The sequence below is a fragment of the Comamonas sp. Tr-654 genome (assembly GCF_011752915.1).
In the GTDB taxonomy this organism is placed as follows: domain Bacteria; phylum Pseudomonadota; class Gammaproteobacteria; order Burkholderiales; family Burkholderiaceae_C; genus Comamonas.
On the sequence record NZ_VWWQ01000001.1, the window covers coordinates 1,155,350 to 1,181,597 of the forward strand.

General features: G+C 63.5%; 21 protein-coding genes. 10 read left to right on the forward strand and 11 right to left on the reverse strand.

Annotation, left to right across the window (positions count from 1 at the left end):
* Positions 1–14: 14 nt before the first annotated feature.
* Positions 15–332 carry a hypothetical protein gene (locus F3J24_RS05330; protein ID WP_043005443.1) on the reverse strand — a complete coding sequence of 106 codons (318 nt, stop codon included), beginning with the start codon at positions 330–332 and terminating at the stop codon, positions 15–17.
* Positions 333–806: 474 nt separating this feature from the next.
* Entirely contained in the window at positions 807–2,099 is a 1,293-nt protein-coding gene (locus F3J24_RS05335; RefSeq protein ID WP_167003267.1) for a TIGR03862 family flavoprotein, read from the reverse strand.
* 214 nt (positions 2,100–2,313) lie between these two features.
* Between F3J24_RS05335 and trxA the strand changes: the two genes are divergently transcribed.
* The 7 genes from trxA to F3J24_RS05370 all read left to right on the forward strand — a co-directional run bounded on the left by trxA (position 2,314) and on the right by F3J24_RS05370 (position 11,376).
* Positions 2,314–2,643 carry a thioredoxin TrxA gene (gene trxA / locus F3J24_RS05340; RefSeq protein WP_003053480.1) on the forward strand — a complete coding sequence of 110 codons (330 nt, stop codon included), beginning with the start codon at positions 2,314–2,316 and terminating at the stop codon, positions 2,641–2,643.
* 275 nt (positions 2,644–2,918) lie between these two features.
* Positions 2,919–4,181 (forward strand): transcription termination factor Rho, encoded by a 1,263-nt coding sequence (rho, locus tag F3J24_RS05345; protein ID WP_003053478.1) that lies wholly within the window; start codon positions 2,919–2,921, stop codon positions 4,179–4,181.
* Between the two features lie 227 nt (positions 4,182–4,408).
* Positions 4,409–5,830 carry an efflux transporter outer membrane subunit gene (locus F3J24_RS05350; RefSeq protein WP_167003269.1) on the forward strand — a complete coding sequence of 474 codons (1,422 nt, stop codon included), beginning with the start codon at positions 4,409–4,411 and terminating at the stop codon, positions 5,828–5,830.
* 17 nt (positions 5,831–5,847) lie between these two features.
* Positions 5,848–6,927, forward strand: a complete 1,080-nt coding sequence (locus tag F3J24_RS05355) for an HlyD family secretion protein (protein ID WP_167003511.1) — start codon at positions 5,848–5,850, stop codon at positions 6,925–6,927.
* Between the two features lie 20 nt (positions 6,928–6,947).
* Positions 6,948–9,737, forward strand: coding sequence for a ribosome-associated ATPase/putative transporter RbbA (gene rbbA / locus F3J24_RS05360; RefSeq protein ID WP_167003271.1), 2,790 nt, complete (start codon positions 6,948–6,950; stop codon positions 9,735–9,737).
* A 157-nt stretch (positions 9,738–9,894) separates the two neighbouring features.
* Complete coding sequence (locus F3J24_RS05365) at positions 9,895–11,022, forward strand: ABC transporter permease (RefSeq protein ID WP_167003273.1); 1,128 nt, start codon at positions 9,895–9,897, stop codon at positions 11,020–11,022.
* 105 nt (positions 11,023–11,127) lie between these two features.
* Positions 11,128–11,376, forward strand: coding sequence for a helix-hairpin-helix domain-containing protein (locus F3J24_RS05370; protein WP_167003275.1), 249 nt, complete (start codon positions 11,128–11,130; stop codon positions 11,374–11,376).
* Positions 11,377–11,462: 86 nt separating this feature from the next.
* On the opposite strand, the gene F3J24_RS05375 is transcribed toward F3J24_RS05370, so the two are convergent.
* The 5 genes from F3J24_RS05375 to F3J24_RS05395 form a co-directional block, all read right to left on the reverse strand.
* Positions 11,463–12,668: an acetate/propionate family kinase gene (locus tag F3J24_RS05375; protein ID WP_167003277.1), complete on the reverse strand. Its 1,206-nt coding sequence runs from the start codon at positions 12,666–12,668 to the stop codon at positions 11,463–11,465.
* Between the two features lie 71 nt (positions 12,669–12,739).
* Positions 12,740–13,873: a bifunctional enoyl-CoA hydratase/phosphate acetyltransferase gene (locus F3J24_RS05380; protein WP_167003279.1), complete on the reverse strand. Its 1,134-nt coding sequence runs from the start codon at positions 13,871–13,873 to the stop codon at positions 12,740–12,742.
* The gene (locus tag F3J24_RS05385; protein WP_167003281.1) at positions 13,870–16,188 is read right to left on the reverse strand and encodes a DUF3141 domain-containing protein; all 2,319 of its coding nucleotides are present in this window, start codon (positions 16,186–16,188) and stop codon (positions 13,870–13,872) included. Before F3J24_RS05385 ends, F3J24_RS05380 begins: the two co-directional genes overlap by 4 nt.
* A 169-nt stretch (positions 16,189–16,357) precedes the next feature.
* A complete protein-coding gene (locus tag F3J24_RS05390; RefSeq protein ID WP_043005437.1) occupies positions 16,358–16,831 on the reverse strand; it encodes a phasin family protein in 474 nt (157 codons plus the stop codon).
* Between the two features lie 174 nt (positions 16,832–17,005).
* Complete coding sequence (locus F3J24_RS05395) at positions 17,006–18,709, reverse strand: alpha/beta hydrolase (RefSeq protein WP_167003283.1); 1,704 nt, start codon at positions 18,707–18,709, stop codon at positions 17,006–17,008.
* A gap of 342 nt (positions 18,710–19,051) precedes the next feature.
* Between F3J24_RS05395 and F3J24_RS05400 the strand changes: the two genes are divergently transcribed.
* The 3 genes from F3J24_RS05400 (at position 19,052) to F3J24_RS05410 (ending at position 22,571) form a co-directional block, all read left to right on the forward strand.
* Positions 19,052–19,297 carry a type B 50S ribosomal protein L31 gene (locus F3J24_RS05400; protein ID WP_003053459.1) on the forward strand — a complete coding sequence of 82 codons (246 nt, stop codon included), beginning with the start codon at positions 19,052–19,054 and terminating at the stop codon, positions 19,295–19,297.
* A gap of 173 nt (positions 19,298–19,470) precedes the next feature.
* Positions 19,471–21,198 carry a hypothetical protein gene (locus F3J24_RS05405; RefSeq protein ID WP_167003285.1) on the forward strand — a complete coding sequence of 576 codons (1,728 nt, stop codon included), beginning with the start codon at positions 19,471–19,473 and terminating at the stop codon, positions 21,196–21,198.
* Complete coding sequence (locus tag F3J24_RS05410) at positions 21,195–22,571, forward strand: MATE family efflux transporter (RefSeq protein ID WP_167003287.1); 1,377 nt, start codon at positions 21,195–21,197, stop codon at positions 22,569–22,571. The genes F3J24_RS05405 and F3J24_RS05410 overlap by 4 nt, the downstream gene beginning before the upstream one ends.
* Here the strand turns inward: F3J24_RS05410 and phoR are convergent.
* The 4 genes from phoR to pstB form a co-directional block, all read right to left on the reverse strand.
* Positions 22,565–23,941, reverse strand: coding sequence for a phosphate regulon sensor histidine kinase PhoR (gene phoR, locus F3J24_RS05415; RefSeq protein WP_167003289.1), 1,377 nt, complete (start codon positions 23,939–23,941; stop codon positions 22,565–22,567). The two genes, F3J24_RS05410 and phoR, sit on opposite strands and share 7 nt — an antisense overlap.
* 87 nt (positions 23,942–24,028) lie before the next feature.
* On the reverse strand, positions 24,029–24,724 hold the full coding sequence (gene phoB / locus F3J24_RS05420; protein WP_003053455.1) for a phosphate regulon transcriptional regulator PhoB: 696 nt from the start codon (positions 24,722–24,724) through the stop codon (positions 24,029–24,031).
* Between the two features lie 18 nt (positions 24,725–24,742).
* Complete coding sequence (gene phoU, locus F3J24_RS05425; RefSeq protein WP_167003291.1) at positions 24,743–25,444, reverse strand: phosphate signaling complex protein PhoU; 702 nt, start codon at positions 25,442–25,444, stop codon at positions 24,743–24,745.
* A 10-nt stretch (positions 25,445–25,454) separates the two neighbouring features.
* Positions 25,455–26,231, reverse strand: coding sequence for a phosphate ABC transporter ATP-binding protein PstB (pstB, locus tag F3J24_RS05430; protein WP_003053452.1), 777 nt, complete (start codon positions 26,229–26,231; stop codon positions 25,455–25,457).
* Positions 26,232–26,248: the final 17 nt, after the last annotated feature.

Here is a 26,248-nt window from a genome sequence, read left to right on the forward strand (position 1 = left end):
TTTCTTTTATCCGCTCAGGCCGCTCTAACCACGCCCACGGATGCACCCACGGGTGGCGCATCTACGGCGACGGCCTTGTGTGCCGAGTGAGGAACATAGGGATAGTGGTGCGGCACGGCCGGAATGTGGTGCTGCTCGCCCTCCTCCCAGGCCCGCAACTCCTCTTCCAGTCGCGCAGCGCGTTCGGCATACATCTGAGCAGAGGACTGGTAGTACTCCGCCGCGATGGAGTGCTCAAGAATGGCCATGCGAGCTTCCTGCAGATAGGCACGCGTGCGGCGGATATAGCGTGGTTCGGAACGTCCAAACCCGAAGATCTTGCCGAAAAACATGTCCAACCTCCTTTTCCGGTAACAACGCAAATCCGTCATACCCATCATGCGATGAGGCGCTGCTGCCAGCGTACTGTCTCTGGCACATGGCATCTGTCCCACAGCAAGAGTTCGCCTCGTAGGATGGAGACCCGCTCCCTACGGCAAGCCGCTCGAAGCCGGCCGCCCGCCGGGCTTCGAAGGCTTTTTCCGCATCACAAAGACAATGCCCAGACATCAAACAGACACATTGCCTGGGTGCTTTGCGGCGTCTTTTGGCAGACCCCAGACCTTCCAGCCGGCGTCCCACGCATCCTGTGAAGCATCAAAGCGCAATGGCGTTGCCGCGTGGCCCAGGCCAGGGCTTGTCCAGCACATCGAGCCGGCCTTTGAACCCGAGACACCCTACGCCCCAAGCCTTACGGCCCAAGGACCGCCGCCACGCCCCGCCTCCTTTAGAAATCAATGCAGCACGCCTGCTGCCCAGGCCCTGCCTCAGGCTTCGCCAGCCTGCAGAAAGTCCAGGATACCTTGAGCCACATGAACGCCTGATGACAGGCAGGCCGTAAGCAGGTAGCCGCCGGTCGGAGCTTCCCAGTCCAGCATCTCCCCGGCACAGAAGACACCGGGAAGCGCCGCACACATGCCGCGCGCGTCCAGAGCCTCCAGACGGACCCCGCCTGCCGTGCTGATGGCCTCATCGATGGGACGCGGCGCAATGGCGGTCAGGGGCACGGCCTTGATCGTGGATGCCAGACGCTTCATGTCCGCCATGCCGTCCTTGCCGAGCACCTCATACAGCAAGCCCGTCTTGATGCCATCCAGCCCCAGACGTCCCTTGAGATGACTGCTGAGGCTGCGCGAGCCGCGCGGCCGCGCCACCTCCTGCTGCACACGCTCCGCACTCCACTGCGGCAGCAGATCCAGCTCGAAGCAGGCTGCGCCCTGGCGGGAAATGCTGTCTCGCAGCAGGGATGAGACTGCATAGACAAGACTGCCTTCCACACCGCTTTGCGTCGCAACAAACTCTCCCTGGCGCTCAAAGCGGACACCTTGACCATCCATAAATCTCAGAACCACCGACTTGAACGGCTGGCCCGCAAAACGCTGGGCAAACACTTCGCTCCAGCCTGCTTCACGCCCCTGCGACCAACCCACATCAAAGCCGCAATTGGCGGCCTGCAAGGGAGCAATGTCCACACCTTTGTCCTGCAACAGCGCAACCCAGGCGCCATCCGAGCCCAGACGCGCCCAGCTGCCTCCGCCGGTCGCCAGCACCAGGACCTTGCAGCCGATCTTGACCCTGGCTCCCTCCGTCTGGAAAACCGGCTGGCCATCCTCCGACCAGCCTGTCCAGCGGTGACGCATATGGAATTGCACGCCCTGCGACTTCATGCGCACAAGCCAGGCCCGCAGCAGCGGCGCAGCCTTCATATCCGCCGGAAACACGCGCCCGGATGTACCCACAAAGGTATCAAAGCCCAGCTCCTTGACCCAGGCCCGAAGCTCGTCCGCACCCCATCTTTCGAGCCAAGGGGCCAGATCGCCAGAGCGGGAGCCATAACGGGTCACAAAACTGGAGAACTCTTCGGAATGCGTGAGATTGAGGCCGCCCTTGCCGGCCATGAGGAACTTTCTGGCTGCCGAGGCCTTCGCCTCGAAGACTCTGACCGACAGGCCGGCCTTTGCCAGTTGCTCGGCCACCATCAGGCCTGCAGGGCCGGCGCCGACCACAGCCACATCACAGGCCAATTCAACATCGGTCATCAACGGTTCCGGGACACTCATAGTTCTACTACCTCAATCAGCTCGCGGCCAGAGGCCGCCAAAGGGTGCGCAGAATACCATCGACGGCATTTCTGCAATACCGCGGGCACTATTAGCGCGATAGCAGCAAACAACCACCCACACACCATGACGGGAGATGAGTTTCTGTCACAATCAACTCACTCGGCGAATAGACCGCCGACCTTTTTTGATTCAAGAAAATCCAGGACTACAAATGGCCAGCGAATTGATCAAGCACATCACGGATGCCAGCTTTGAATCTGACGTACTGCAACCCGGCACGACCGTGCTGGTGGATTACTGGGCTGAGTGGTGCGGCCCTTGCAAGATGATCGCCCCCATCTTGGACGATGTGGCCGAAGGCTACAAAGGCAAGGTGCAGATCGCCAAGATGAATGTGGATGAAAACCGTGAAATCCCCGCCAAGTTCGGCATTCGCGGCATCCCCACGCTGATGCTGTTCAAGGACGGTCAGCTGGCCGCCACCAAGGTTGGCGCGCTGAACAAGACTCAGCTGTCTGCCTTCCTCGATCAGCACATCTGATGTGTTTGACAAACAGGGCTCCAGATGGAGCTCTGTTTGCTTTCGGGGCCCCTCTTTCACATCTGCCACAGACCTTGCGCAGGCCGCAGATGACCAGTCCTCGATAAATAGCTTGCAAGCTGCGCCAGTTTTCCTGTCATAATGTACGAACCGCCGGCCACCGCATGGGACCGCGCTGGATTTTCTTCAGGCAAGCCTGCCCACTACTACAGTGTTTCGTTAGGCTCTACGCCTCTCCCCCCTGGTTATTCTCACTCCACGCTTGGAGTCATTTCATGCACCTTAATGAACTCAAGGCACTGCACGTGTCTGAAGTCTTGAAGCAGGCCGAAGCGCTTGAGATCGAAAACGTCGGCCGCATGCGCAAGCAGGAACTGATGTTCGCCATCATCAAAAAGCGCGCGAAAGCCGGTGAACAGGTTTTCGCCGACGGCGTGCTGGAAATCCTGCCCGATGGCTTCGGCTTCCTGCGTAGCCCCGATACCAGCTACACCGCAAGCACCGACGACATCTATATCTCGCCCAGCCAGGTGCGCCGCTTCAACCTGCACACCGGCGACATGATCGAAGGCGAAGTGCGCATCCCCAAGGATGGCGAGCGCTACTTTGCCCTGACCAAGCTCGACAAGGTCAACGGCGGCCCACCCGAGCAAAACAAGCACAAGGTGCTGTTCGAGAATCTGACTCCTCTGTTCCCCAAGGAGCAGATGCGCCTTGAGCGCGACATCAAGGGCGAAGAAAACATCACCGGCCGCATCATCGACATCATCGCCCCCATTGGCCGCGGCCAGCGCGCGTTGATCGTGGCACCGCCCAAGAGCGGCAAGACCATGATGATGCAAAGCATTGCGCACGCCATCACCGCCAACCATCCCGATGTGCATCTGATGGTGCTGCTGGTGGACGAGCGCCCTGAAGAAGTGACGGAAATGCAGCGCTCGGTGAAGGGCGAAATCATTGCCTCCACCTTCGACGAGCCAGCTACCCGTCACGTGCACGTGGCCGAAATGGTGATCGAGCGCGCCAAGCGCCTGGTGGAACTGGGCAAGGATGTGGTCATCCTGCTGGACTCCATCACCCGCCTGGCCCGCGCCTACAACAACGTCGTGCCCTCGTCGGGCAAGGTGCTGTCGGGCGGTGTGGACTCCAACGCACTGCAGCGCCCCAAGCGCTTCTTCGGCGCGGCCCGCAACGTGGAAGAAGGCGGCTCGCTGACCATTATCGCCACGGCACTGGTCGACACCGGCAGCCGCATGGACGAAGTGATCTTTGAAGAATTCAAGGGCACCGGCAACAGCGAACTGCACCTGAACCGTCGCCTGTATGAAAAGCGCGTGTTCCCAGCCATCGAACTCACCAAGAGCGGTACACGCCGCGAAGAGCTGCTGCTGGCTCCCGAGATTCTGCAAAAGACTCGTATCCTGCGCCAGTTCATGTACAACATGGACGAGATCGAGTCCATGGAGCTCATGATCAAGAACATGAAGGCCACCAAGAACAATGTGGAGTTCTTCGACATGATGCGCCGCGGCGGCTAAGCTGCAGCGCCATGCCAAACAAAGCCCCGCTTCGCGGGGCTTTGTTGTTTCTGGAGCTTGACCGTCTTACTTGATATAGCTCAAACTGGTTTGCGAGCCGCCCCCCAATACTGGGGTTCACATCTATACAAATCTTGCGCCAAGCGGAAGCCAAAAGCTTCCAAGTCGCAGGTTCTGCATTCATGCCCCCATCAGCGAATCGCCCATCACCTCCTATCCCCACATCGATGCGCCTGCTGGCATCAGCCGCCTTGCTGGCCGCTCTGGCTGCCTGCAGCACCAGCGTGCCGATGCTGCAGCCACAGGCGCAGGCAAGGCTGCCGGGCCAGTGGCCCCAGGCCTGGACGCAGCAGAACAGCACCGCAGCGCCGCTTGCCTGGCAGGACTTCTACGCGGACCCGGTATTGCAGCAGCTGATAGAAGCGGCTCTCACCCACAATCAGGACCAGCGCCTGGCGCTGCTGCGCGTACAGGAGGCCCAGGCGGCCTACGGCATCCAGAGCGCGGCCAGGCTGCCGACCATCGGGCTTGGCAGCAGCCATGCCAGAGCACGAGTGCCCGCCGACCTCAATGCCAGCGGCCGCTCCGTGGTTGCCGGCGATCAGGAGGTCTTTGTGGGCCTCAACAGCTGGGAGCTCGACCTCTGGGGCCGTGTCAAGAGCCTCAGCGATGCAGCCCTCGGAAACTATCTGGCGCTGGATGCCACGCAGCATGCCGTCCAATCCAGTCTCATCAAACAGGTGGCGCTGAACTATCTGGCCCTGCGCAGCCTCGATGAGCGTCTGGCCCTGACCGAGCGCACGATTGCCAGCCGCGAGGAATCGCTGCGCATCTTCAAGCGGCGCACCGAGGTGGGCTCCACTTCGCGCTATGCGCTCACACAGGTACAGACGCTGGTCCACCAGGCCAAGCTCATAGGCACTCAGCTTGCGCAGCAGCGCGCGCTGCAGGCCAATGCGCTGCAGCAGCTCACGGGTCTGGATGCAGAGCGCTTGCCGCAGCAGCTGTCCACACCGGTCAACCTCAAACCCGTTGCCGAAGGCCTGCCCTCGGCTCTGCTCACGCAGCGCCCCGACATCATTGCCGCCGAGTACGGCCTGCAGGCCGCCAAGGCCAATGTGGCCGCCGCGCGCGCCGCGTTCCTGCCCCGTATCGCGCTGACCGGCAGTTGGGGCACGGCCAGCGCCGAACTCGACGGCCTGTTCAAGGGCGGCAGTCGTGCCTGGCAGTTCGTCCCGTCGATCTCGCTACCGATCTTTGACGGCGGCCAGCGCCAGGCCAACCTGGATCTGCAGGCCGTGCGACAGAACATCGCGGTGGTCCAGTACGAGAAAACCATAGAGACGGCGATGCGCGAGGTGCTGGACGCACTGTCCAGCCGCAGCACGCTGGAGCAGCAGTTGCTGGTACTGACCGAGCAGCGCGCAGCCCTCAAGGAGCGTGCCCGGCTGGCGCGGCTGCGCTATGACCAGGGAGCCTCGCCCTATCTCGATGTGCTGGATGCCGAGCGCGACCTGCTGAGCGCAGAGCAGCAGCTGGTCCAGGGCCGCGAAGCCCTGCTGTCCACCCAGGTCGCACTCTATGCGGCCCTGGGCGGAGGCTACACCTCCCAAGGCCAGAACAGCGCCCCCGCCGTCCTCCAACCCTGATCCGCGAACCCATGTCCATGCCCATGAACAAGAAACTGACCATCGCCGCGCTCATCGTTGCCGCAGCCGCCCTGGGTGCCTATGGCTGGCAGCAATGGCGCAGCGCCCAGGCTTCCGAAGGCCTGGTCAGCGGCAACGGCCGCATCGAGGCCACCGAGATCGACGTCGCCACCAAATACGCCGGCCGCATTGCCGAAGTCCTTGTGCAGGAGGGCGAGTTCGTCAAAGCCGGTCAGCCCCTGGCCCGCATGCAGATCGAGAGCCTTCAGGCTCAGCAGCGCGAAGCCATCGCCGGCCGCGAGCGCGCCTCTCATGCAGTGACCTCAGCACGTGCCGAAATCGCGCTGCGCGAAAGCCAGTATGCGGCCACCATCGCTACGGTTGCGCAACGCGAGGCCGAGCTGGATGCAGCGCTGCGCCGCGTCAATCGCTCCGAAACACTGGCGCGCGAAGGTGCGTCCTCGGAGCAGGAGCTGGACGACGACCGGGCGCGCGTGCGCGGCGCCCGGGCCGCGCTCAAGGCCGCCGAGGCCCAGGCGACGGCCGCCAAGGCAGCCATCGACGCAGCCAAGGCCCAGACCATCGGTGCGGAATCGGCGGTGACGGCCGCCGCCGCCACCGTCCAGCGCATCGATGCCGACGTCAAGGACAGCGAACTCACCGCTCCGCGCGATGGCCGCGTGCAATACCGGCTGGCCCAGCCCGGCGAGGTGATCGGCGCGGGCGGCAAGGTGCTCAATATGGTGGATGTCTCGGATGTCTACATCAGCTTCTTCCTGCCCGAGACCGTGGCTGGCCGCGTGGCCCTGGGCACCGAGGTGCGCATCGTGCTGGATGCGGCACCGCAATATGTGATCCCGGCCCAGGTGTCCTTTGTCGCCAGCACCGCCCAGTTCACGCCCAAGACCGTGGAAACGGCCAGCGAAAGACAGAAGCTGATGTTCCGCGTCAAGGCACGTATTGCACCGGATCTGCTGCAAAAGCATCTGACACAGGTCAAGACAGGCCTGCCCGGCGTGGCCTGGATCAAGCTCGATAAGGAGCGCGAATGGCCAGCCCGGCTGGAGCTGCGCACCGGCGACGCTTCGGCCTCGTGAATACCGGGACCCGGTTTGCCATGACCCAGCATGTAGCCACCTTGCGTGAAGTCACGCTCGCCTACGGCAAGACACAGGCGCTGCGCGGCCTGAGCCTGGAAATTCCGGCCGGCCTCATGGTCGGCCTGATCGGACCCGACGGCGTGGGCAAGTCCAGCCTGCTGTCGCTGATTGCAGGAGCGCGCGCGCTGCAAGGCGGCGAGATACAGGCGCTGGGCGGCGATATGCGCAGCAAAAAGCACCGCGATGCAGTCTGCCCGCGCATTGCCTACATGCCTCAGGGCCTGGGCAAGAACCTCTACCCCACGCTGTCGGCGGAAGAGAATCTGCAGTTCTTCGGGCGCCTTTTCGGGCATGACGCGGCCGAGCGCCGGGCGCGCATCGACGATCTGACCCAGAGCACCGGACTGCAGAAATTCCTCTCCCGCCCAGCCGGCAAGCTCTCGGGCGGCATGAAGCAGAAGCTGGCGCTGTGCTGCGCCCTGATCCACGACCCCGACCTGCTGATTCTCGACGAGCCCACGACCGGCGTGGACCCGCTGGCGCGCGCACAGTTCTGGGATCTGATCAACCGCATCCGCGGCCAGCGCCCGCAGATGAGCGTGATCGTGGCCACAGCCTATATGGACGAGGCCCAGCGCTTCGACTGGCTGGCCGCCATGGATGACGGCCGGATTCTGGCCACCGGCACGCCCGCCGAGCTGCTGGAGAGCACCGGCATGCCAGCGCTGGAGGCCGCCTTCATCGCCCTGCTGCCCGAGGAGAAAAGACGCGGCCATGCCGCCGTGGTGATCCCGCCGCTGCAGACCCGCGATGACGATATCGCCATCGAGGCGCGCGATCTCACCATGCGCTTTGGCGACTTTGTGGCCGTGGACCATGTGAACTTCCGCATCCGACGCGGCGAGATCTTCGGCTTTCTGGGCTCCAACGGCTGCGGCAAGTCGACCACCATGAAGATGCTGACCGGGCTGCTGCCCGCCAGCGAGGGAGATGCCTGGCTGTTCGGTAAGAAGATCGATCCGCATGATGTGGCCACGCGCCAGCGCGTGGGCTATATGTCCCAGGCCTTCTCGCTCTACGGCGAGCTGACCGTGCTGCAGAACCTGGTGCTGCACGCCGAACTCTTCCACGTGGACCCGGCCCAGATCCCCGCGCGGGTCGAGGAAATGATCACGCGCTTCGGCCTTGCCGAGGTGCGCGAGACCCTGCCCGGCAATATGCCGCTGGGCATGCGCCAGCGTCTGTCGCTGGCCGTGGCCATGGTGCACAAGCCGGAGCTGCTGATTCTCGACGAGCCCACCTCGGGCGTGGACCCCGTGGCTCGCGACCAGTTCTGGCGCCTGCTGATCGAGCTTTCGCGCCGCGATCGCGTGACCATCTTCATCTCCACGCACTTCATGAACGAGGCCGAGCGCTGCGACCGCATGTCCATGATGCATGCAGGCAAGGTGCTGGACAGCGACCGGCCGGCAGCCCTGACCGCCAAGCGCGGTGCGGCCACGCTGGAAGAGGCCTTCATCGGCTATCTGGTCGAGGCCTCGGGTGAAGCTGCACCCGTGCTCGATATCAAAAAAGAAGCTGCCACCGCTCTCTCTGCTTCACTTTCAAACTTAAATCATGCTGATTCCCAAATGGATGAAGCGCAACAAGCTCCTGTTTCAGAAGCACACTCCCGCGGTCCGGGCTTCAGCCTGCAACGCCTGTGGAGCTATCTGTGGCGCGAGTCGCTGGAGCTGCAGCGCGATCCCGTGCGCGCCACGCTGGCCCTGGTGGGATCGCTGGTGCTGATGGTGGTGATCGGCTTCGGCATCAGCATGGACGTCGAAGACCTGAAGTTTGCCGTGCTCGACCGCGACCAGAGCACCATCAGCCAGAACTATGTGAACAACCTCGCAGGCTCGCGCTACTTCATTGAAATGCCGCCCATCCAGGACTATGCGGACCTGGACCGCCGCATGAAAAGCGGCGAGCTGGCACTGGCCATCGAGATTCCACCCGGTTTTGGCCGTGATGTGCTGCGCGGCTCTAAGGTAGCCGTGGGCGCCTGGTTCGACGGTGCCATGCCCCAGCGCGGCGAGACCGTCAAGGGTTATGTCCAGGCCATGCACCAGCTCTGGCTGGCACAGCAGGCGCGCGAACGTCTGGGCGTGCAGCTAGCCAGCCAGGTCAGCCTGGAGACCCGCTTTCGCTACAACCCCGATGTGAAAAGCCTGCCCGCCATGGTGCCGGCCGTGATTCCGCTGCTGCTGATGATGCTGCCGGCCATGCTCACGGCCCTGGCCGTGGTGCGCGAAAAAGAGCTGGGCTCCATCGTGAACCTTTACGTCACTCCCGTGACCCGCACCGAGTTTCTGCTGGGCAAGCAGCTGCCCTATGTGGTGCTGGCCATGCTGAACTTCTTTCTGATGTGCGCCATGGCGGTATTCGTCTTCGGCGTGCCCATGACCGGCAGCTTCCCGCTGCTCGTCTTGGCCGCCCTGCTCTTCAGCGTCATTGCCACGGGCATGGGCCTGCTGGCCTCGGCCGTCACCAGCAGCCAGATTGCCGCCATGTTCTTTGCCATGCTGGGCACGCTGATCCCGGCCACGCAGTTCTCGGGGCTGACCGACCCGGTGTCCTCGCTCGAAGGCGCCGGTCGCTGGATCGGCGAGATCTACCCGGCCACCTACATGTTCGCCATCAGCCGCGGCGTCTTCAACAAGGCGCTGGGCCTGAACGATCTGGCGCCGACCTTGCTGCCGCTGCTGATCGCCGTTCCCGTGATCATGGGCATCGCCATCTGGGCCCTGCCCAAGCAGGAGAAGTGAAGATGCCCCCCCTGAGCTGCTGCGCAGCTTCCCCCTCTCTCGCTAACGCGGGAGGGGGACGACAGCCTCGCTACGGGGCGGCCCTTGCTCGCTGTCCTGGCGGTGGGCCAGCGCCAATTTCAGCAACAGCCCCTCGTTTTCGTCATGGAGAAACACCATGTGGCATAGCCTGAAAAATATCTGGCGCCTGGGCGTCAAGGAGTTGTGGAGCCTGTGGCGCGACCCGGTGATGCTGGTGCTCATCGTCTATACCTTCACGGCCTCGGTGTACACGGCGGCCACGGCCATGCCCGATACGCTGCACAAGGCGCCGATTGCCATCGTCGACGAAGACCAGTCGCCGCTGTCGGCACGCATCGCCTCGGCCTTCTACCCACCTCAGTTCATGCCGCCGCAGATGGTGGATTTCAGCCATGTAGACCCCGGGCTGGATGCGGGCGACTTCACCTTCTCGCTGACCATCCCGCCCAACTTCCAGCGCGATGTGCTGGCCGGCAAAAAGGCCGAGCTGCAGCTGAACGTGGATGCCACCCGCATGAGCCAGGCCTTCTCGGGCAGCGGCTATGTGCAGCAGATCGTGCTGGCCGAGATCAACGAGTTCGTCCAGCGTTACCGGGGCGCGAGCGCCCTGCCCGTGGACCTGGAGCTGCGCGCGCGCTTCAACCCAGGGCTGGACAAGATCTGGTTCGGCGGACTGATGCAGATCATCAACAACGTCACCATGCTCTCCATCATCCTCACGGGGGCAGCGCTGATCCGCGAGCGCGAACACGGCACCATCGAGCACCTGCTGGTCATGCCGGTAACGCCCACCGAGATCATGCTGGCCAAGGTCTGGTCCATGGGTGCAGTGGTGCTGCTGGCAGCCGCCGTCTCGCTCAATCTGGTCGTGCGCGGCGCACTCAAGGTGCCCATAGAAGGCAGTCTGCTGCTGTTCATGGCAGGCTCGGCCCTGTGCCTGTTCGCCACCACGGCCATGGGCATCTTCCTGGCCACCGTGGCGCGCAGCATGCCACAGTTCGGTCTGCTGATGGTGTTGACGCTGCTGCCGCTGCAGCTGCTGTCGGGCGGAATGACGCCGCGCGAGTCCATGCCCCAACTGGTGCAGGACGTGATGCTGTTCGCCCCCACCACGCATTTTGTGGAGCTTGGTCAGGCCATCCTGTATCGCGGCGCCGGCATAGAAACCGTGTGGAAGCCCTTTTTGTGGCTGGCGGGCATAGGCGCCGTGCTGTTCTGGCTGTCGCTGATGCGGTTCAGAAAAACCTTGTCCAGCATGGCCTGATAGCGTCTTCATGCCGCCATCCGGCGGCCTGCCACGCCAGCAACAAGGCGCAAGCCGCCTGCTTGTGCCAAAGATCTCTCCAATTCCAGCTACAGTATTGCGCCCATGCCATTCACCACCGAAGAACGACAATCACTGCTTGCACTCAAGGGCGTGGGCCCCACAGTGCTGAGCCGGCTCGAATCCCTGGGCTATGGCTCGTTCGCGCATTTGCGTGAGGCCAATGCCCTGGACATCGTCGCCAAGGCCTCTGCGCTCACGGGCTCCAGCTGCTGGAAGAACAGCCCTCAGGCACGCGCCGCCATCCAGGCCACCATCGACGCAGCCAGGCAGCAGACAGTGCAGAAGAGCTAAGCACTCGCTGGAACCAGCACTGCCCCATCCTGCGCCCTCATGCATATCTTTGCAGCAGCGCAGGCCTGAGCGGCAGGCGGCCTCTCTCAAGAAGACGGTTGCGCGCCAAGAATGCGCAGCGTATCGCGGGCTGCCACCCACTCCTCGTTGGTGGGCTCCACGCCCACCAGCACCCGGCTGCCGGCCGCTGAAATCACGGGTGCATGCCCCGCATTGGCCTGGGCATCGAGTTCCAGACCCAGCCAGGCCAGATCGGCGCAGACGCGGGCACGAATCTCCTCGCTGTGCTCGCCGATGCCTGCCGTGAAGACCAGCATGTCCAGCCCGCCCAGTGCCGCAGCCAGCGAACCGATCTCGCGCACGACGCGGCGCACAAAGAGCTTCAGCGCGATGCGTGCGCGCTCGCCGGCCTCACCCTGCTCCTCGATATGGCGCAGGATCACGCGCGGCTCGGACGAGATGCCCGATACGCCAAGCAGCCCCGAGTCGTGATAGAGCAGGCGCCCCACCTCTTGAAGCGTCAGTTTCTCGATCTCCATCAGATAGAGCACGGCCCCCGGGTCCAGCGCACCGGTACGGGTGCCCATCATCAACCCGTCAAGGGCCGAGAAGCCCATGGTGGTCGCCATGCTCTGCAGCTGCTGCATGCCGCAGAGGCTGGCGCCGCTGCCCAGATGGGCGACGATGGTTCGGCCCCTGGCCCTGTCGCCATGACGCTCTGCCAGCGCGGTCGCCATATAGGCGTACGAAAGCCCGTGAAAGCCATAGCGGCGCACGCCGCGCTGCCACCATTCGTAGGGCAGCGGCAATATCTGCTCCACCTTGGGCAGGCTGTGATGAAAGCCGGTATCGAAGCAGGCGATCTGCGCGATATCGGGCCGCTCGCCAAGCAGGATCTCTATGGCCTCCATCGCAAACGGCTGGTGCAGCGGTGCCAGCGGCACATAGCTGCGCAGGTCCTTCAGGACCTGCGCATCAATGCGAGTGGACTCGAAATACTTGCTGCCGCCATGCACCACCCGGTGAGCGATCGCGGCCACGGGCCGGTCCTCCAGCCGCGCCGTGATGCGTTCACGAATGATGCGCAGCGCATCGCGATAGGGGTGCTCGGCGCCCAGCTCAATGGCAAAGGGCGGGACGCCGGTTTCGCCGAAATCGGGGCCGGGCCCGCCAATGCCCTGTACCTTGCCGTTCCACAGGGGTTTGCGCGGCAGCGGCGTGGCGGCCTCGAATACGGCGAACTTGATGCTCGACGAGCCGCAGTTAAGGACGATGATGACGGAATTGCTCATGGCAGTACCTTTGTCTGCCGACAGGGCACAGGCTGAAGCAACGGCCAGCCTGGCGCCATCGGCCATGCATTTCAGGGCGGCGCCTGCCGGTAGTGATGTGCGAGCAGCAGCGCAATCGCGCAGGATGCAATGCGGGATTCGCGCGAATCGGCGCGACTGGTCAGCACGATGGGCACCTTGGCGCCGAGCACGATGCCTGCGCTGGCGGCGCCGCCCAGGTACATCAGTTGCTTGGCCAGCATATTGCCGCTTTCCAGATCGGGCACCAGCAGGATGTCGGCCTGGCCGGCCACGTGCGAAGTGATGCCCTTGGTGCGCGCGGCCTCGATGGAGACGGCATTGTCGAAAGCCAGCGGGCCGTCCAGCACGCCTCCGGTGATCTGGCCCCGGTCGGCCATCTTGCACAGCGCGGCGGCATCCAGGGTTGCGGGCATGCTGGGGTTGACCGTCTCGACGGCAGCGAGAATGGCCAGCTTGGGCCTGGCCACGCCCAGGACCTGCGCGAGCTCGATGGCATTGCGTGCGATATCCGCCTTCTGCAACAGATCGGGGGCCAGATTGATGGCCGCGTCGGTGACGATGAAGGGCCGTGGATAGCTGGCCGTCTGCAGCACAAAGCAATGGCTGACACGCCTCTTGGTGCGCAGCCCGGCACTGCCAGCAACGACAGCTGCCATCAGCTCATCGGTGTGCAGGCTGCCTTTCATCAAACCCTCCAACTCGCCGCTGGCGGCAAGCCTGGCGCCATGCTCGGCGGCGGCGTGGCTGTGCGGCACGTCCTCGATGCGCAAGCCCTGCAGCTCGAACCCCTGCGCCAGCGCAATCCCCTCAAGCTTGGCGCGCGGAGCGATCAGGACCGGCTCGATCAGCCCCAGCCTGTGTGCGTCAAGCGCTGCGGACAGACTGATCGCATCGCAGGGATGAACCACGCCCATGCGCACCGGCGGCAGCTCCTTGACGGCCGCCAGCAGCCGGATCAGGCCATGATGGGTGGCCACGTCCAGCGGCTGCTCCGCCCCGCCCGAAGACAGGTCGGCCACCTGCGGTGACGCTGTGGTGAAAACCTGGGCCTGGGCCTGGGCCTCGCGGACGCAGCGCAGGGTCAACGTGCTCGCATCACGGGCGGCAACGGTGGCATGCAGGCTGTCGCCGACAGCCAGGCCCTTGAACGGCTCCCGCATCGCCTCTGGACTCGATTGACTCATCGCACTCCTTTCTTGCCGCGGCTTGCGGCCGGTTGACGTCGCGCGGCAGGCTTGGGCCGCGTGACGGTGGCGGAAGCCCGGGCCGGCGCCAGCTGCGGTACCTGAGCCTCGACAATCGGGGCCTGCTGCGCCAGCGCGGCCTGCTCGAACAAGGCCTGCACCTGCTGCAGAGCGCTTTTCACGGCATGCTGCTCGGCCTTCGCTCCCGTATCGATGGCAGCCATACTGGTAATCGCCTGGCTGGCCTTGCGTATGGTGTCGGCAGGCGTGTTCTTGAGCAGGCCTGGAATGGCATCGATGGCAGCGCTGCCGCATTGCCTCATCAGCAGGGTCTGCTCGCGGATGGCGGCGCGTAGCTCGGCCAGGCTCCAGCGCCCCGGCGCCTCCTGCTCCAGCAATTGCGCAGCCAGATGGTAGTAACGCTCGTCCACGGCGCGGCGCAGCGACAGCACGCTCAGCAAGCCGCGCAACGTGGCTTCAAGCACGCCGCCCTGATCCACACCGTCCTCGATCTGGCGCTGCCTGCCCGCCATCAGGGCCAGATGCTCTGGCGTGGTGCCAGGATGCTGGCGCACCGGCCCGCTTTCGCCATAGGCATGCCCGGCCAGCGCCTGCATCAGGGGCGAGCAGTAGAGCATGTCGAACCACAGGGCATAGATATGGTCGCGCCGGTCGCGATAGTCATCAAGGGAGCGCTCCAGCGCGGCCGAGCCCTGCTGCTGCATCTGCAGCCAGGGATTGGCATCATCCACGGGCTGGCGATGTTCGCGTATGTATTCAGCACTGCCGCGTATCAGGGCGGCCAGCGGGTGCTGGCTGCTCCAGGCCTCGAACTGCAGGCGCATCGGGTGCAGGGTCTGCAGCCAGCGCGCCGACTCGGAGGTGCTGAATGCGCGCACCCAGGGTTGCCAGAGGCTGCGGTACAGCGCGAGATTGATGTCGGAGACCCGGGCCGCCGCGTCGAAGCGGCGCTCGGCCTGGGCATCGGGCTTGACGATATCGCGCACCTCGGCAATGTCGCTGGCCCGGATGCTCAGCAGATAGGGATCGTGAAGCAGCTTCTGCTCCTGTGCCGTGGCGTCGTCCACGCTGGCGCGGTAGATGCCTGCGGGCAGCAGATTGATCTGCTCTATGGCGCTGGCAAACTTGCGGTGCTGCTTGCTGCCGACTGCACCCGACACAAAGATGCCCAGGTGGCCGATGCTGTCATGCGTGCTGAAGATGATGGTCTGATCATGCGCGCGCACGTCGTCGTCGCTGGCGTAAAGATCGGTGATCCAGCCCAGGGCCTGGGCCGGCGGCGTGATGTTGTCGCCATAGGAGCAAAACACCAGAATGGGGGAGCGGATGTTGCGCAGATCGATGCGCACCCCGTCCGAGGTCAGCAGCCGGGCCGTCGAAAGCTTGTTGCCGATGAACAGGTTGTCGACGATGTACTGCATCTCCACATCGTTGAGAAAGACGTAACCGCCCCAGTATTTCTCGAAGCCTATATAACGCTCGGCCTCGGTGTCGGCATTGGCATAGACCTTGTACTGCTTGCTCCACAGCGTGTTGGCCGGATCGAGCTGCTCGAAGTTCTGCACCAGATGGGCGCCGTCGAAGCGGCCGTTGCCCAGATCGCTGCTCAGCGCCGTCATCCAGCTGCCTCCCAGGAGGCCACCGGAGTAGCGCATGGGGTTGTCTCCGGCCCAGTACGACAGGGGCGCACCGGCGACGATGATGGGCCCGAACAGCTCTGGCCAGACCGCTGCCGTCATCAGGATCTGCCAGCCCGCCTGACAGTTGCCGATGACCGCGGGCTTGCCCTCACTCTCCGGGTGCAGCTCGGCCACGCGACGCATGAATGCGGCCTCGGCACGCATCACGTCCTCCACCGTCTGACCCGGCACCGGGTCGGGCAGAAAGCCGACGAAGTAGCAAGGGTGGCCGGCCTCCAGTGCCGCGCCGATCTCACTATGCGGCTTGAAGCCGCCTATGCCCGGACCATGGCCGGCGCGCGGATCGACCACGACGAAGGGTCGCTTGCCCGGATCGGCCGGCTGATTCTCAGGCGCCTGAATGCGCACCAGACCATAGTTGACGGGCCTGGGAAGTTCCAGTCCCGACATCACCAGCTCGGCAGGGAAATGCAGCACATTCGGCATCCTGGCCTCGCGCTGCACCCGGTACTGATCGCCGACCTGGCGCTCGATATCGGCATACAGCACGCTGCGCTGGGCAGCATCCAGCATATAGGCTGCGGCGGCTCGCCACCATGCCAAAGGATCGACAGACCCCTGAGTTGATGGGCCGGCCTCGCTGGGTTTGCTCATATCGTGCTCCCGAAGTCACAAGCTTCTCGCAAGAAGACTCAAAAACAATAGCTGCCGGCGCTTTGTGGATCAGCCAAACGCCGAAAAGCCGGAATTCCTGCCATGACTGGGCAGCAGATCATCCGGCGACGAAGCGGCAGCCATGCTGCGGCCCCGCCCCTCTGTCTCCCTATTTCTGTGCCGTCTTGCCGCCCTTGGCCTGAGCCGCGTCCAGACCCGGCGGCGTCCAGACGGACAGCCACTGCTTGAAGATGTCCTGCAGCGGCAAAGCAGGCAGATTGGACGAGCCGTCTGCACGCATGGCGTCGGCCACGGCCTTCTGCCAGGCCTCCAGGGCTTGCTGCAGACCGCTGGCAAAAGCCTGCTGGTTCCGGATCGCGATGTCGCTGGCGCTCCTGGCATCGCTCATGCGGTCTTCAATCCTGCGCATGAACGCCTCGGCGGGCAGGCTGGCCAGTGATTGCCAGTCCTCGGCCTTCAGCAGGCTTTGCAGCTCAGAGGTGGTTTCGCTGATGCCGGTAGCACTGCTGTGCTGCGCCGCTTCCAGCCAGCGATGGCCACTCTCACGCATAAGCTGAGCGATGCGCAGTTGCAGCTCGGCATTGGCCTTGAACAGACTCAGGGGGGTCGCTTGGATGCTCATATCGGTCTCCCTATGGTGATGGTGGTGCCTATCGAGAGGCTGGCGGACCGTCCGGCCTATCACCGTGACCAGACGGCCTATGAAAACTCCGTGACTTGCGCAAACCCGGATGGCGCATGGCGTTTCATACAGAGAAATACCCGTCGTGCATCCTGGTCGACTCAGGTCTTGAACTCAATGCTCGAGCACGTACCGGCCCGGAGCGTCATACAAAGGCTTGCCGCTCTTGCCGCCCATGCGCGGAGCAGCCAGCGGCGTGCCTGATCTGGTTTGGAGCCAGGCACTCCATGCCGGCCACCAGGAGCCCTGGTGCCGCTCGGCTTCTTGCTGCCACTGCGCGGCAGGCATGTCCTGTGCACCGGCCGGACGCATGCGCAGCTGGTAGCTACGGCGCGGATGACCGGGCTCGCTGACAATGCCGGCGTTATGGCCGCCGCTCGTCAGCACAAAGGTGATTTCGGCCGGGGTGCGATGGTGTAGCTTGTATACCGATGGCCAGGGTGCCACATGATCGGTAAGCGTTCCCACGCAGAAGATGGGCGCTCTGAGATCGAGCAACGAGACCGGCCTGCCGTCGACCGGATAGCGGTTTTCGCTGAGATCGTTGTTCAGAAACAGACGGCGCAGATATTGCGAGTGCATCCTCGCAGGCATGCGCGTGGCATCGGCATTCCAGGCCATGAGATCGCTCATAGGCGCACGCTCGCCCAGCAGGTAGTGATCGACCATGCGTGACCACAGCAGATCCTGGGAGCGCAGCATCAGGAATGCGCCGGCCATCTGCTCGGCGCGCAGATAGCCTTGCCGAGCCATCTGGGCCTCAAGCAGGCTGATCTGCGCTTCGTCGATGAACAGCCCCAGCTCGCCGGGCTCGGTGAAATCGGTCTGTGCGGCCAGCAGGCTCATCGATGCCAGACGGTCGTCGCCGTCGCGCGCCATCGCTGCTGCAGCAATGGCCAGCAGGGTTCCGCCCAGGCAATAGCCGGCTGCATGCACTTTCTTGCCCGGGACGATGCCCGTGACGGCATCCAGCGCAGCACGCCAGCCCAGTTCGACATAGTCGTCCATGCCCAGCTCCCCGTCATCGGCATCGGGGTTCTTCCAGGAGACGCAGAACACCGTATGCCCCTGGTCGACCAGATACTTGATCAGCGAATTGCCCGGGGAAAGATCCAGGACGTAGTACTTCATGATCCAGGCAGGCACGATCAATACCGGCTCGGGGTGGACCTTGTCGGTAGTGGGCGTGTACTGGATCAGCTCCATCAGCCGGTTGCACAGCACCACCTTGCCAGCCGTGAGGGCCACATCGCGCCCTGGCTGGAATGCGTCGGAACCTGCAGGCCGCTGGATTGCGATCTGGGCCTGGAGGTCTTCCATCAGGAACTGCAAGCCACGCACCAGATTCGCCCCGCCCTCTTTGAGGGTACGCTCCTGAACAATCGGGTTGGTGGCAAAGAAGTTCGCAGGCGAGCACATATCCAGCCACTGCTTGCCCCAGAACCCGACAAGGCGCGCGTGATGCGGTTCAACACCGGCAACGCCCTGACTGGCAGCCTGCCACCAGCGTTGCTGAGCGGCAAAGCCCGCACTGATGGCATTGAATGGCCATTGCTGCCATTGAGCCGCCTTGAAGAACTGATCGGGCTCTGAGGTCCTGGGTCCGCCATAGCAAAGACTTGCCCATTCCTCCAGCGCCAGTCGCGCGAGATCAAGACGCTTTCCCGGACTGATGGCAAGATTGCCAGCCCAGTCCAGCCAGGCCTGCCATTGGGACTCGGGAGAAACCGACTGCCACTGCTGCGCCCACATCGCGCGCACAGCCTGATCAAGCTGCTGGCTGGAACTGAACTGCTTCTCGGCCTCGCGGTCAACCATAGCGGCCCCTTTTTGCTGCATGGCAATATCACAACATCTTATGTGCTGAAGAAGTTGTTGCATAGCCGCCGTCCACGGGGGCTTGAGCCACATCAAATCCAGGTTGGCGAGCGCTGCGGCCCTAGACGCCGGATGGCGCAGCTTGCAGCGCTGCTGGTGAAATGACTCGGCGTCCAGACCTACAGACAATGTCTGCAATGGCCTGCAAACGGCAGGTGCCGACCACAGTCGGCCGGCGCGTCAGGCACCGATTCCCCATTGTGTGCAATAATGGAGAGCTTTTATGCGGAAAGTACACCGGACAGGCTGGTGCGGCTCCCGCACTTGACCAAAGGAAAGATCATGAAAGAAGGCATTCACCCCAATTACCGCGAAGTTCTGTTCGTTGACATGTCCAACGGCTTCAAGTTCGTGACACGTTCTTGCGTTTCCACCAAGGAAACCGAAAACTTCGAAGGTAAAGAGTACCCTCTGTTCAAGCTGGATACCACTTCTGAATCGCACCCCTTCTACACTGGCACACAAAAGTCGGTGGACAACATGGGTGGCCGCGTGGAGAAGTTCCGCAACCGCTTCGGCAAGAAGTAAATCTTACTTTTTTGCTGGGAAGGCAGCTCGGGCAACCGTGCTGCCTTTTCTTTTTGGGAGCTGCCCTGCGGCCCCTCAATGCTCCTATCATCGGAGCACCAAGCGCTCCGAACCCGGGCGCTCTCGCCTGATCAGGCCGTGCAGACTCGCACCGCCGCTACCGGATTGATTGCGTGAACCAGCCCACACCTGCCATTGTTGCCCAAAGCGCCGTGCGCCGACTGCCGCGCTGGGCCCTGCTTTTGCTGTGCCTGGCCTATGTAATTCCCGGCTTTGTCATGCGTGGCCCCTGGCGCTCCAACGATATGGAGGCCTTCGGCTATATGCGCGAGCTGGCGCTGGGTCATACCGACTGGCTGTCTCCCACGCTGTCGGGTCTGGCTCCCAGCATCGACGGCCTGCTGCCCTACTGGCTGGGCGCCTTGTCACTGCTGGGCTTCGAGTGGCTGCTCGGCGCTGAAATGGCGGCGCGCCTTCCGTTCATCGCCTTGCTGATCCTGACCCTGGGAGCCACCTGGTGGGGTGCCTACTATCTGGCACGCACGCCAGGCGCGCAGCCCGTGGCCTTCGCCTTTGGCGGAGAGGCGCAGCTGATCGACTACGCCCGCGCCATGGCTGACGCGGCCTTGCTGGCCCTGGTGGCCTGCCTGGGTCTGGCCCAGCTCTCGCATGAAACCACCAGCTACGTCACCCAGCTGGGCTGCACGGCGCTGCTGTTCTTCGCCGCTGCAGCCATGGCCTATCACCCGAGGAAGTCAGCAGCAGCACTTATATTCGGCCTGCTGGGACTGGCTCTGAGCGGCGCCCCCACGCTTGCCGTGCTGTTCGGACTGGGGGGCAGCGTGATCGCCTTCACCCAGCGCAGCTGGGGCGACAATCCGGGCCGCTCACACCGCCAGGCGCGCATCTGGGCGGCAGCCTGGATGGCCGCCACGGTGCTGGCCGCCAGCCTGACCACTGCACTGGATCAATGGGTCTGGCATCTCGTCGATTCGCTCAAGGACTGGAGCGCACTGCTGCAGCTGCTGTTGTGGTTCTGCTGGCCTGCCTGGCCCCTGGCTTTGTGGACGCTGTGGGTCTGGCGCCGCCAGATTGCCTACCCCGGCCACAACCCGCATCTGTCCATCGCCCTGCTGTTTGCCGCCGTCCCGGTGGCCGCCTGCCTGAGCAGCACCCCGGCCGATCGCGCGCTGCTGCTGGGACTTCCTGCCATTGCCACCCTGGCAGCCTTCGCCCTGCCCACCTTCAGGCGCAGCATCAGCGCGCTGATCGACTGGTTCACGCTGCTGTTCTTTACGGCATCCGCGATTGCCATCTGGGTGGTCTGGCTGGCATTTCAGACCGGATTTCCGCCCAAGATCGCCGCCAATATTGCGCGCCTTGCCCCGCAGTTTGAAGCCAGCATCTCCTGGCCCACGGTCATCGTGGCACTCGTCGCCACTGCCGGCTGGTTTGCGCTGGTGGTCTGGCGCACTTCGCGCAACCGCGCAGCCATCTGGAAGAGCCTGGTGCTGCCGGCCGGTGGCGCCACGCTGAGCTGGGTGTTGTTGTCCACGCTCTGGATGGAGCCGCTGGACCATGCTCGCAGCTATCAATTCCAGATGACACAGCTGAACGACGAGCTCAGGCAAAACGGCGCCACAAGCTGCGTGCTGACCTATGGCCTGGGCCGATCGCAGATTGCGGCCGTGCGCTACTACACCCACGTGGATACGGCACTGCTGCGCCGCAGCGATCCCGGCGCCTGCGGCTGGGCGCTGGTCGATGCAGACCGCTGGGCAGGCGACCACAATCGCAAGTTGCGCCAGGGCTGGAGCGAGGTCAGCCGCATCACCCGCCTGGCCGGTCAAAAGGAAGTTCTGGTTCTGCTCAAGTACGCCGGCCCCAAAGCCGCACCATGAAGGGTGAGCTGCAATACATAGGCCGCCATGCGGGTACCGTGCTGGCCGGCCAGTTGGCCGTCATGGCCTTCGGCACCACCGACACCATCGTCGCCAGTCGCTATTCCAACGAGGCCGTGGCCGCCCTGTCCGTGGGCTCGGCCATTTTCATCAGTGTCTATGCCTCGCTGATGGGTATTTTTCAGGCTCTTTTGCCCCTGTGGTCTGAGCAGCGTGGCGCCGGCCAGCCCCAGGCCATAGGCCATTCGCTGCGCCAGTCCATCTATCTGTGTGCCATGGCCTGCGTGCTGGGCATGACAGTGCTGCTCATGCCCGACGCGCTGCTGCGCTGGACCGATGTGCCCGATACTCTGCAGCTGGAGGTCAAGCGCTATCTCGCCGTGCTGGCCTGGGGCCTGCCGCCGGCGCTGCTGTTTCGCATATACAGCGCGCTCAACCAAGCGCTGGGTCACCCCAAGCTGGTCACCTGGCTGCAGCTCATCTCGCTGCTGATCAAAATCCCCTTGTCCGTCTGGTTCACCTTTGGCGGCCTGGGCCTCGCTCCCCTTGGAGCCGTGGGCTGCGCCCTGGCCACGCTGCTGGTCAACTACATCATGTTTGCCGTGGCCCTGTGGCTGATGCGCACCCAGGATTTCTATGCACCGCTGGCGCTGTGGCAGAAGCTGGAGCCCCCTGACTGGCTACAGCTGGGCCGTTTCTGCCGCCTTGGCATTCCTGCAGGTCTGGCCATTCTGGTGGAGGTTACCTCCTTCACGCTCATGGCCCTGTATGTGGCAAGACAGGGCTCGCTCTCGTCCGCCAGCCACCAGATCGCCGCCAATCTGGCCGCCATCTGCTATATGGTGCCGCTGTCCCTGGCCATTGCCACCAGCGCCCGCGTCAGCTACTGGCGCGGCGCAGGCGATGAAGCCCAGGCCAGAACACTGATTCAGCAGTGCTTCAAACTTGCACTGATGATAGGCATGGTGACAGCTGCCACCCTACTCATCGCCCGCAGCTGGATTGCAGACATCTATACCGACTCCCCGCAGGTGCTGGCCATGACGTCCTGGCTGCTGATCTGCGTGGCTGCATACCATGTGGCGGACTGCGTGCAGACCTACTGCATTTTCGTGCTGCGCTGCTACCGCGTGACCGTGGCGCCTCTGGTGATTTATTGCCTGCTGCTCTGGGGTGGTGGCCTGGGCCTTGGCTACTGGCTGACCTACCGCTGGCAGGCCGCTCCCGGCTGGCAGGACTGGCAGGCCACACCCATGCCCTTGTGGATATGCAGCGCAGCCGCCCTGCTGATCACGGCCCTGGCATTCAGCACCGTCCTGCACAAAACCATACGACCTCCCAAGCCCCAGACCAGCCCCCGAGGCGCTCAATGAGACAGCGTCTTGACCGGCACCTCGGTCACGGCCCTCACACGGCCGGGCGGAAAAGTCACAGCGAACTCCGAGCCCTTGCCCAGCTCGCTCTCGATGCTGAGCTTGGCACCATGCCGCTGCAGCACATGCTTGACGATGGCCAGTCCCAGGCCGGTGCCACCAGTGTCGCGTGAGCGGCTGCGGTCCACGCGATAGAAGCGTTCCGTCAGGCGCGACACATGCTTTTCATCGATGCCGGGGCCGGAGTCCTTGACGGCAAAGCGGGCCGCCCCGTCGGGCAGCAACTGCCAGCGCACATCGATCTGCCCGCCGGCAGGCGTGTAGCGCATGGCATTGGCCAGCAGATTGGAGAACGCGCTGTGCAGCTCCGCACTGGCACCTGCCAGCTCTCCGGCCTGCCTGAGCGCCTGCTCGTCGGGAAAGTTCAGCACATGGGGCTTGGCCTGCTTGCGCGTCAAGGCATTGGAGAGGCCACGCGCCTCGTTCTCGCAGCGAGTGAGCAACTGCGCCACCGAGACCCAGTCGTTGTTGCCGGGCAGCGGGCTGCCCTCCAGACGCGACAAGGTCAGCAAGTCCTCCACCAGATGCTGCATGCGCTCGGCCTGCTGGGCCATCAGCTCCAGATAACGATTGCGCTCGTCCTCCTCCAGCGGCAGGTTCTGCAGCGTTTCCACGAAACCGGCCAGCACCGTCAGCGGCGTGCGGATTTCATGCGAGACATTGGCCACGAAGTCGCGTCGCATGGCTTCGGCCTGTTCCAGAGCCGTCACATCGCGCGCCAGCAGCAGCTTGCGCCCCTCGCCGTAACCGTAGAGCTGCACCGACAGCTTGACCGGTCGCGAAGGCGTGCTTTCGCGCCCCTGCATGACCAGATCGTGGGTGAAGTCCTGCGCTACGAAATAGGCACTGAACTGGGGATTGCGCACCAGGTTGCCTATGCTTTGCAGCACGTCGCGCTCGGCGTCGAAGCCGAACTGTTTGGCCGCAATCTGGTTGCACCATTCGATGCGCCCCTGCGCATCGAGCAGCACCACACCATTGGGACTGGCCTGCAGGGCCGACAAGATATCGTTGAGCCGCTGATCGCCCTGCTGCACCTGCTGCACGCTCTGGCGAATCCAGCGGCGCATGCGCACGCCAGCCTCGCCCCAGATGCCCGCCAGGTTGGGCACGGCACCCAGCTCCGACTGGCGCAGCCAGCGCAACAGGCGCGCACCATTCCAGCTATCCACCAGCCACCAGATCCAGCCACCTATCAAGGCACCTGCCATGGCCGCCACAGATTGCTGCCCCACCGTCGCATCGGGTGCGACCAGATAGGCCCACAGCAGCCATACCACCATGGCTGCCGCGATCTGAGAGGCCAACAATCGAAAACCACGCCACCCCATATTTGCTTTCAGTTGTGATTTTTGTCGACCCAGCCAGACCGGGCCGAGGTTTTGGGGGAAGTGCTATCAGGCCATGGCCTGAGCGCTGAAACGGTAACCTGCGCCGCGAACGGTTTCAATCAGAACACCTGCTACGCCCAGCGATTCGCGCAGGCGCTTGACGTGCACATCCACCGTACGCTCTTCGATGAAGACATGGTCGCCCCAGACCTTGTCAAGCAGCTGTGCACGGCTGTGCACGCGCTCGGGGTGCTTCATCAGATAGTTGAGCAGCTTGAACTCGGTGGGTCCGATCTTGAGCAGATCGCCCTGCCAGCTCACACGATGGGCTGCGGCATCCAGCACCAGCTCACCGATACTGACCTTGTCCTGCACCTGCTCGGGCGCGCGACGGCGCAGCACGGCACGGATGCGGGCCAGCAGCTCCTGGGTGGAGAACGGCTTGGTGATGTAGTCATCGGCTCCGGCATCAAGGCCTGCCACCTTGTCGGGCTCGTCGCCGCGCGCCGTGAGCATGAGAATGGGCACGGCCTTGGTGCGGCTGTCGGCACGCCATTTGCGAGCCAGCGACAGGCCGCTGGCACCGGGCAGCATCCAGTCGAGCAAGATCACATCGGGCAGCACGGCATCGAGCTCGCGCTGCGCCGACACACCGTCTTCCGCCCAGACGGGCTGGAAGCCGTTATGCCTCAAATTGACCGCGATCAACTCTGCAATCGCAGGTTCGTCCTCCACGATGAGGACCATGGGCATCTTCTTCATCCCTGGGTAGCCTCCGTCTTACAACACCGCAGATTCGATTTCAGCCATGGTCTGGTGGCGCACGTCCTTGCCCTCGACCAGGTAGATGATCAGCTCGGCCACGTTCTTGGAATGGTCGCCGATACGCTCGATGGCCTTGGCCAGGAACAGCAGGTCCAGGCTGGCGGAGATGGTGCGCGGATCTTCCATCATGTAGGTGATGAGCTTGCGCACAAAGCCGTCGAACTCTTCGTCGATCAGATCGTCTTCGCGCAAGATGGCCACCGCCGCCTTGGTGTCCAGGCGGGCAAAGGCATCCAGGGTCTTGCGCAGCAGCTCGGAAGCCATCTGGGCAGCCATGCGCAGCTCGCCGCTGGGCAGCGAACGGGCGGCGCCGCTGTCGATGATGGACTTGACCATGCGGGCCATCTTGCAGGCCTCGTCGCCCATGCGCTCCAGATTGGCCGTGGCCTTGGAGAAGGCGATCAGCAGGCGCAGGTCGCGCGCCGTGGGCTGACGGCGCGCGATGATGGACGACAGCTCATGGTCGATCTCCACTTCCATGGCGTTGACGCGCTGCTCGGTACTGATGACCTGCTCCACGGCTTCGGTGCTGAAGCTGGTCAATGCGTAGACGGCATTGCTGATCTGCGACTCGACCAGACCGCCCAGCTCCATGACGCGGGCGGAGACACGGTTGAGTTCGGAGTCGAACTGTGTGGACAAATGTTTTTCTGTCATTTTTGAGTCCTTAGCCGAAGCGGCCTGTGATGTAGTCTTCCGTTTCCTTGCGCTGGGGCTTGAAGAACATTTTTTCGGTGTCGCCAAACTCCACCAGGTCCCCCAGATACATATAGGCCGTGTAGTCGCTGCAACGGGCTGCCTGCTGCATGTTGTGGGTCACGATGACCACGGTGTAGTCGTTCTTCAGTTCCGCAATCAGCTCTTCGATTTTGGCCGTGGAGATGGGGTCCAGCGCCGAGCAAGGCTCGTCCAGCAGCAGCACCTCGGGCTTGATGGCAATGCCGCGTGCGATGCACAGACGCTGCTGCTGACCGCCCGACAGACCCGAGCCGCTTTGCTGCAGCTTGTCCTTGACTTCATTCCACAGCGCAGCCTTGCGCAGCGCCCACTCCACGCGGTCGTCCATGTCGGAGGCGTTGAGATTCTCGAACAGCTTCACGCCGAAAGCGATGTTGTCATAGATGGACATGGGAAACGGCGTGGGCTTCTGGAACACCATGCCGACCTTGGCGCGAATCAGTGCCACATCCTGCTTGCTGGTCAGCAGATTGTCGCCGTCCAGCATGATCTGGCCTTCGGCGCGCTGCTCGGGATAGAGCTCGAACATGCGGTTGAAGGTGCGCAGCAGCGTGGACTTGCCGCAGCCCGAGGGGCCGATGAAGGCCGTGACCTTCTTCTCGGGAATATCGAGGTTGATGTTTTTCAGCGCGTGAAACTTGCCGTAATAGAAGTTCAGGTCGCGCACGGCCAGCTTGACGTTGGCGGGAGCAATGGTTGCAGTCATGATCTTGAACCTTGGAA

Excerpts from the sequence above, each read along its gene's own strand:
- F3J24_RS05330 (WP_043005443.1), bottom strand. The coding sequence starts at position 332 with ATGTTTTTCGGCAAGATCTTCGGGTTTGGACGTTCCGAACCACGCTAT.
- F3J24_RS05335 (WP_167003267.1), bottom strand. The coding sequence starts at position 2,099 with ATGAGTGTCCCGGAACCGTTGATGACCGATGTTGAATTGGCCTGTGAT.
- trxA (WP_003053480.1), top strand. The coding sequence starts at position 2,314 with ATGGCCAGCGAATTGATCAAGCACATCACGGATGCCAGCTTTGAATCT.
- rho (WP_003053478.1), top strand. The coding sequence starts at position 2,919 with ATGCACCTTAATGAACTCAAGGCACTGCACGTGTCTGAAGTCTTGAAG.
- F3J24_RS05350 (WP_167003269.1), top strand. The coding sequence starts at position 4,409 with ATGCGCCTGCTGGCATCAGCCGCCTTGCTGGCCGCTCTGGCTGCCTGC.
- F3J24_RS05355 (WP_167003511.1), top strand. The coding sequence starts at position 5,848 with ATGCCCATGAACAAGAAACTGACCATCGCCGCGCTCATCGTTGCCGCA.
- rbbA (WP_167003271.1), top strand. The coding sequence starts at position 6,948 with ATGACCCAGCATGTAGCCACCTTGCGTGAAGTCACGCTCGCCTACGGC.
- F3J24_RS05365 (WP_167003273.1), top strand. The coding sequence starts at position 9,895 with ATGTGGCATAGCCTGAAAAATATCTGGCGCCTGGGCGTCAAGGAGTTG.
- F3J24_RS05370 (WP_167003275.1), top strand. The coding sequence starts at position 11,128 with ATGCCATTCACCACCGAAGAACGACAATCACTGCTTGCACTCAAGGGC.
- F3J24_RS05375 (WP_167003277.1), bottom strand. The coding sequence starts at position 12,668 with ATGAGCAATTCCGTCATCATCGTCCTTAACTGCGGCTCGTCGAGCATC.
- F3J24_RS05380 (WP_167003279.1), bottom strand. The coding sequence starts at position 13,873 with ATGAGTCAATCGAGTCCAGAGGCGATGCGGGAGCCGTTCAAGGGCCTG.
- F3J24_RS05385 (WP_167003281.1), bottom strand. The coding sequence starts at position 16,188 with ATGAGCAAACCCAGCGAGGCCGGCCCATCAACTCAGGGGTCTGTCGAT.
- F3J24_RS05390 (WP_043005437.1), bottom strand. The coding sequence starts at position 16,831 with ATGAGCATCCAAGCGACCCCCCTGAGTCTGTTCAAGGCCAATGCCGAG.
- F3J24_RS05395 (WP_167003283.1), bottom strand. The coding sequence starts at position 18,709 with ATGGTTGACCGCGAGGCCGAGAAGCAGTTCAGTTCCAGCCAGCAGCTT.
- F3J24_RS05400 (WP_003053459.1), top strand. The coding sequence starts at position 19,052 with ATGAAAGAAGGCATTCACCCCAATTACCGCGAAGTTCTGTTCGTTGAC.
- F3J24_RS05410 (WP_167003287.1), top strand. The coding sequence starts at position 21,195 with ATGAAGGGTGAGCTGCAATACATAGGCCGCCATGCGGGTACCGTGCTG.
- phoB (WP_003053455.1), bottom strand. The coding sequence starts at position 24,724 with ATGAAGAAGATGCCCATGGTCCTCATCGTGGAGGACGAACCTGCGATT.
- phoU (WP_167003291.1), bottom strand. The coding sequence starts at position 25,444 with ATGACAGAAAAACATTTGTCCACACAGTTCGACTCCGAACTCAACCGT.
- pstB (WP_003053452.1), bottom strand. The coding sequence starts at position 26,231 with ATGACTGCAACCATTGCTCCCGCCAACGTCAAGCTGGCCGTGCGCGAC.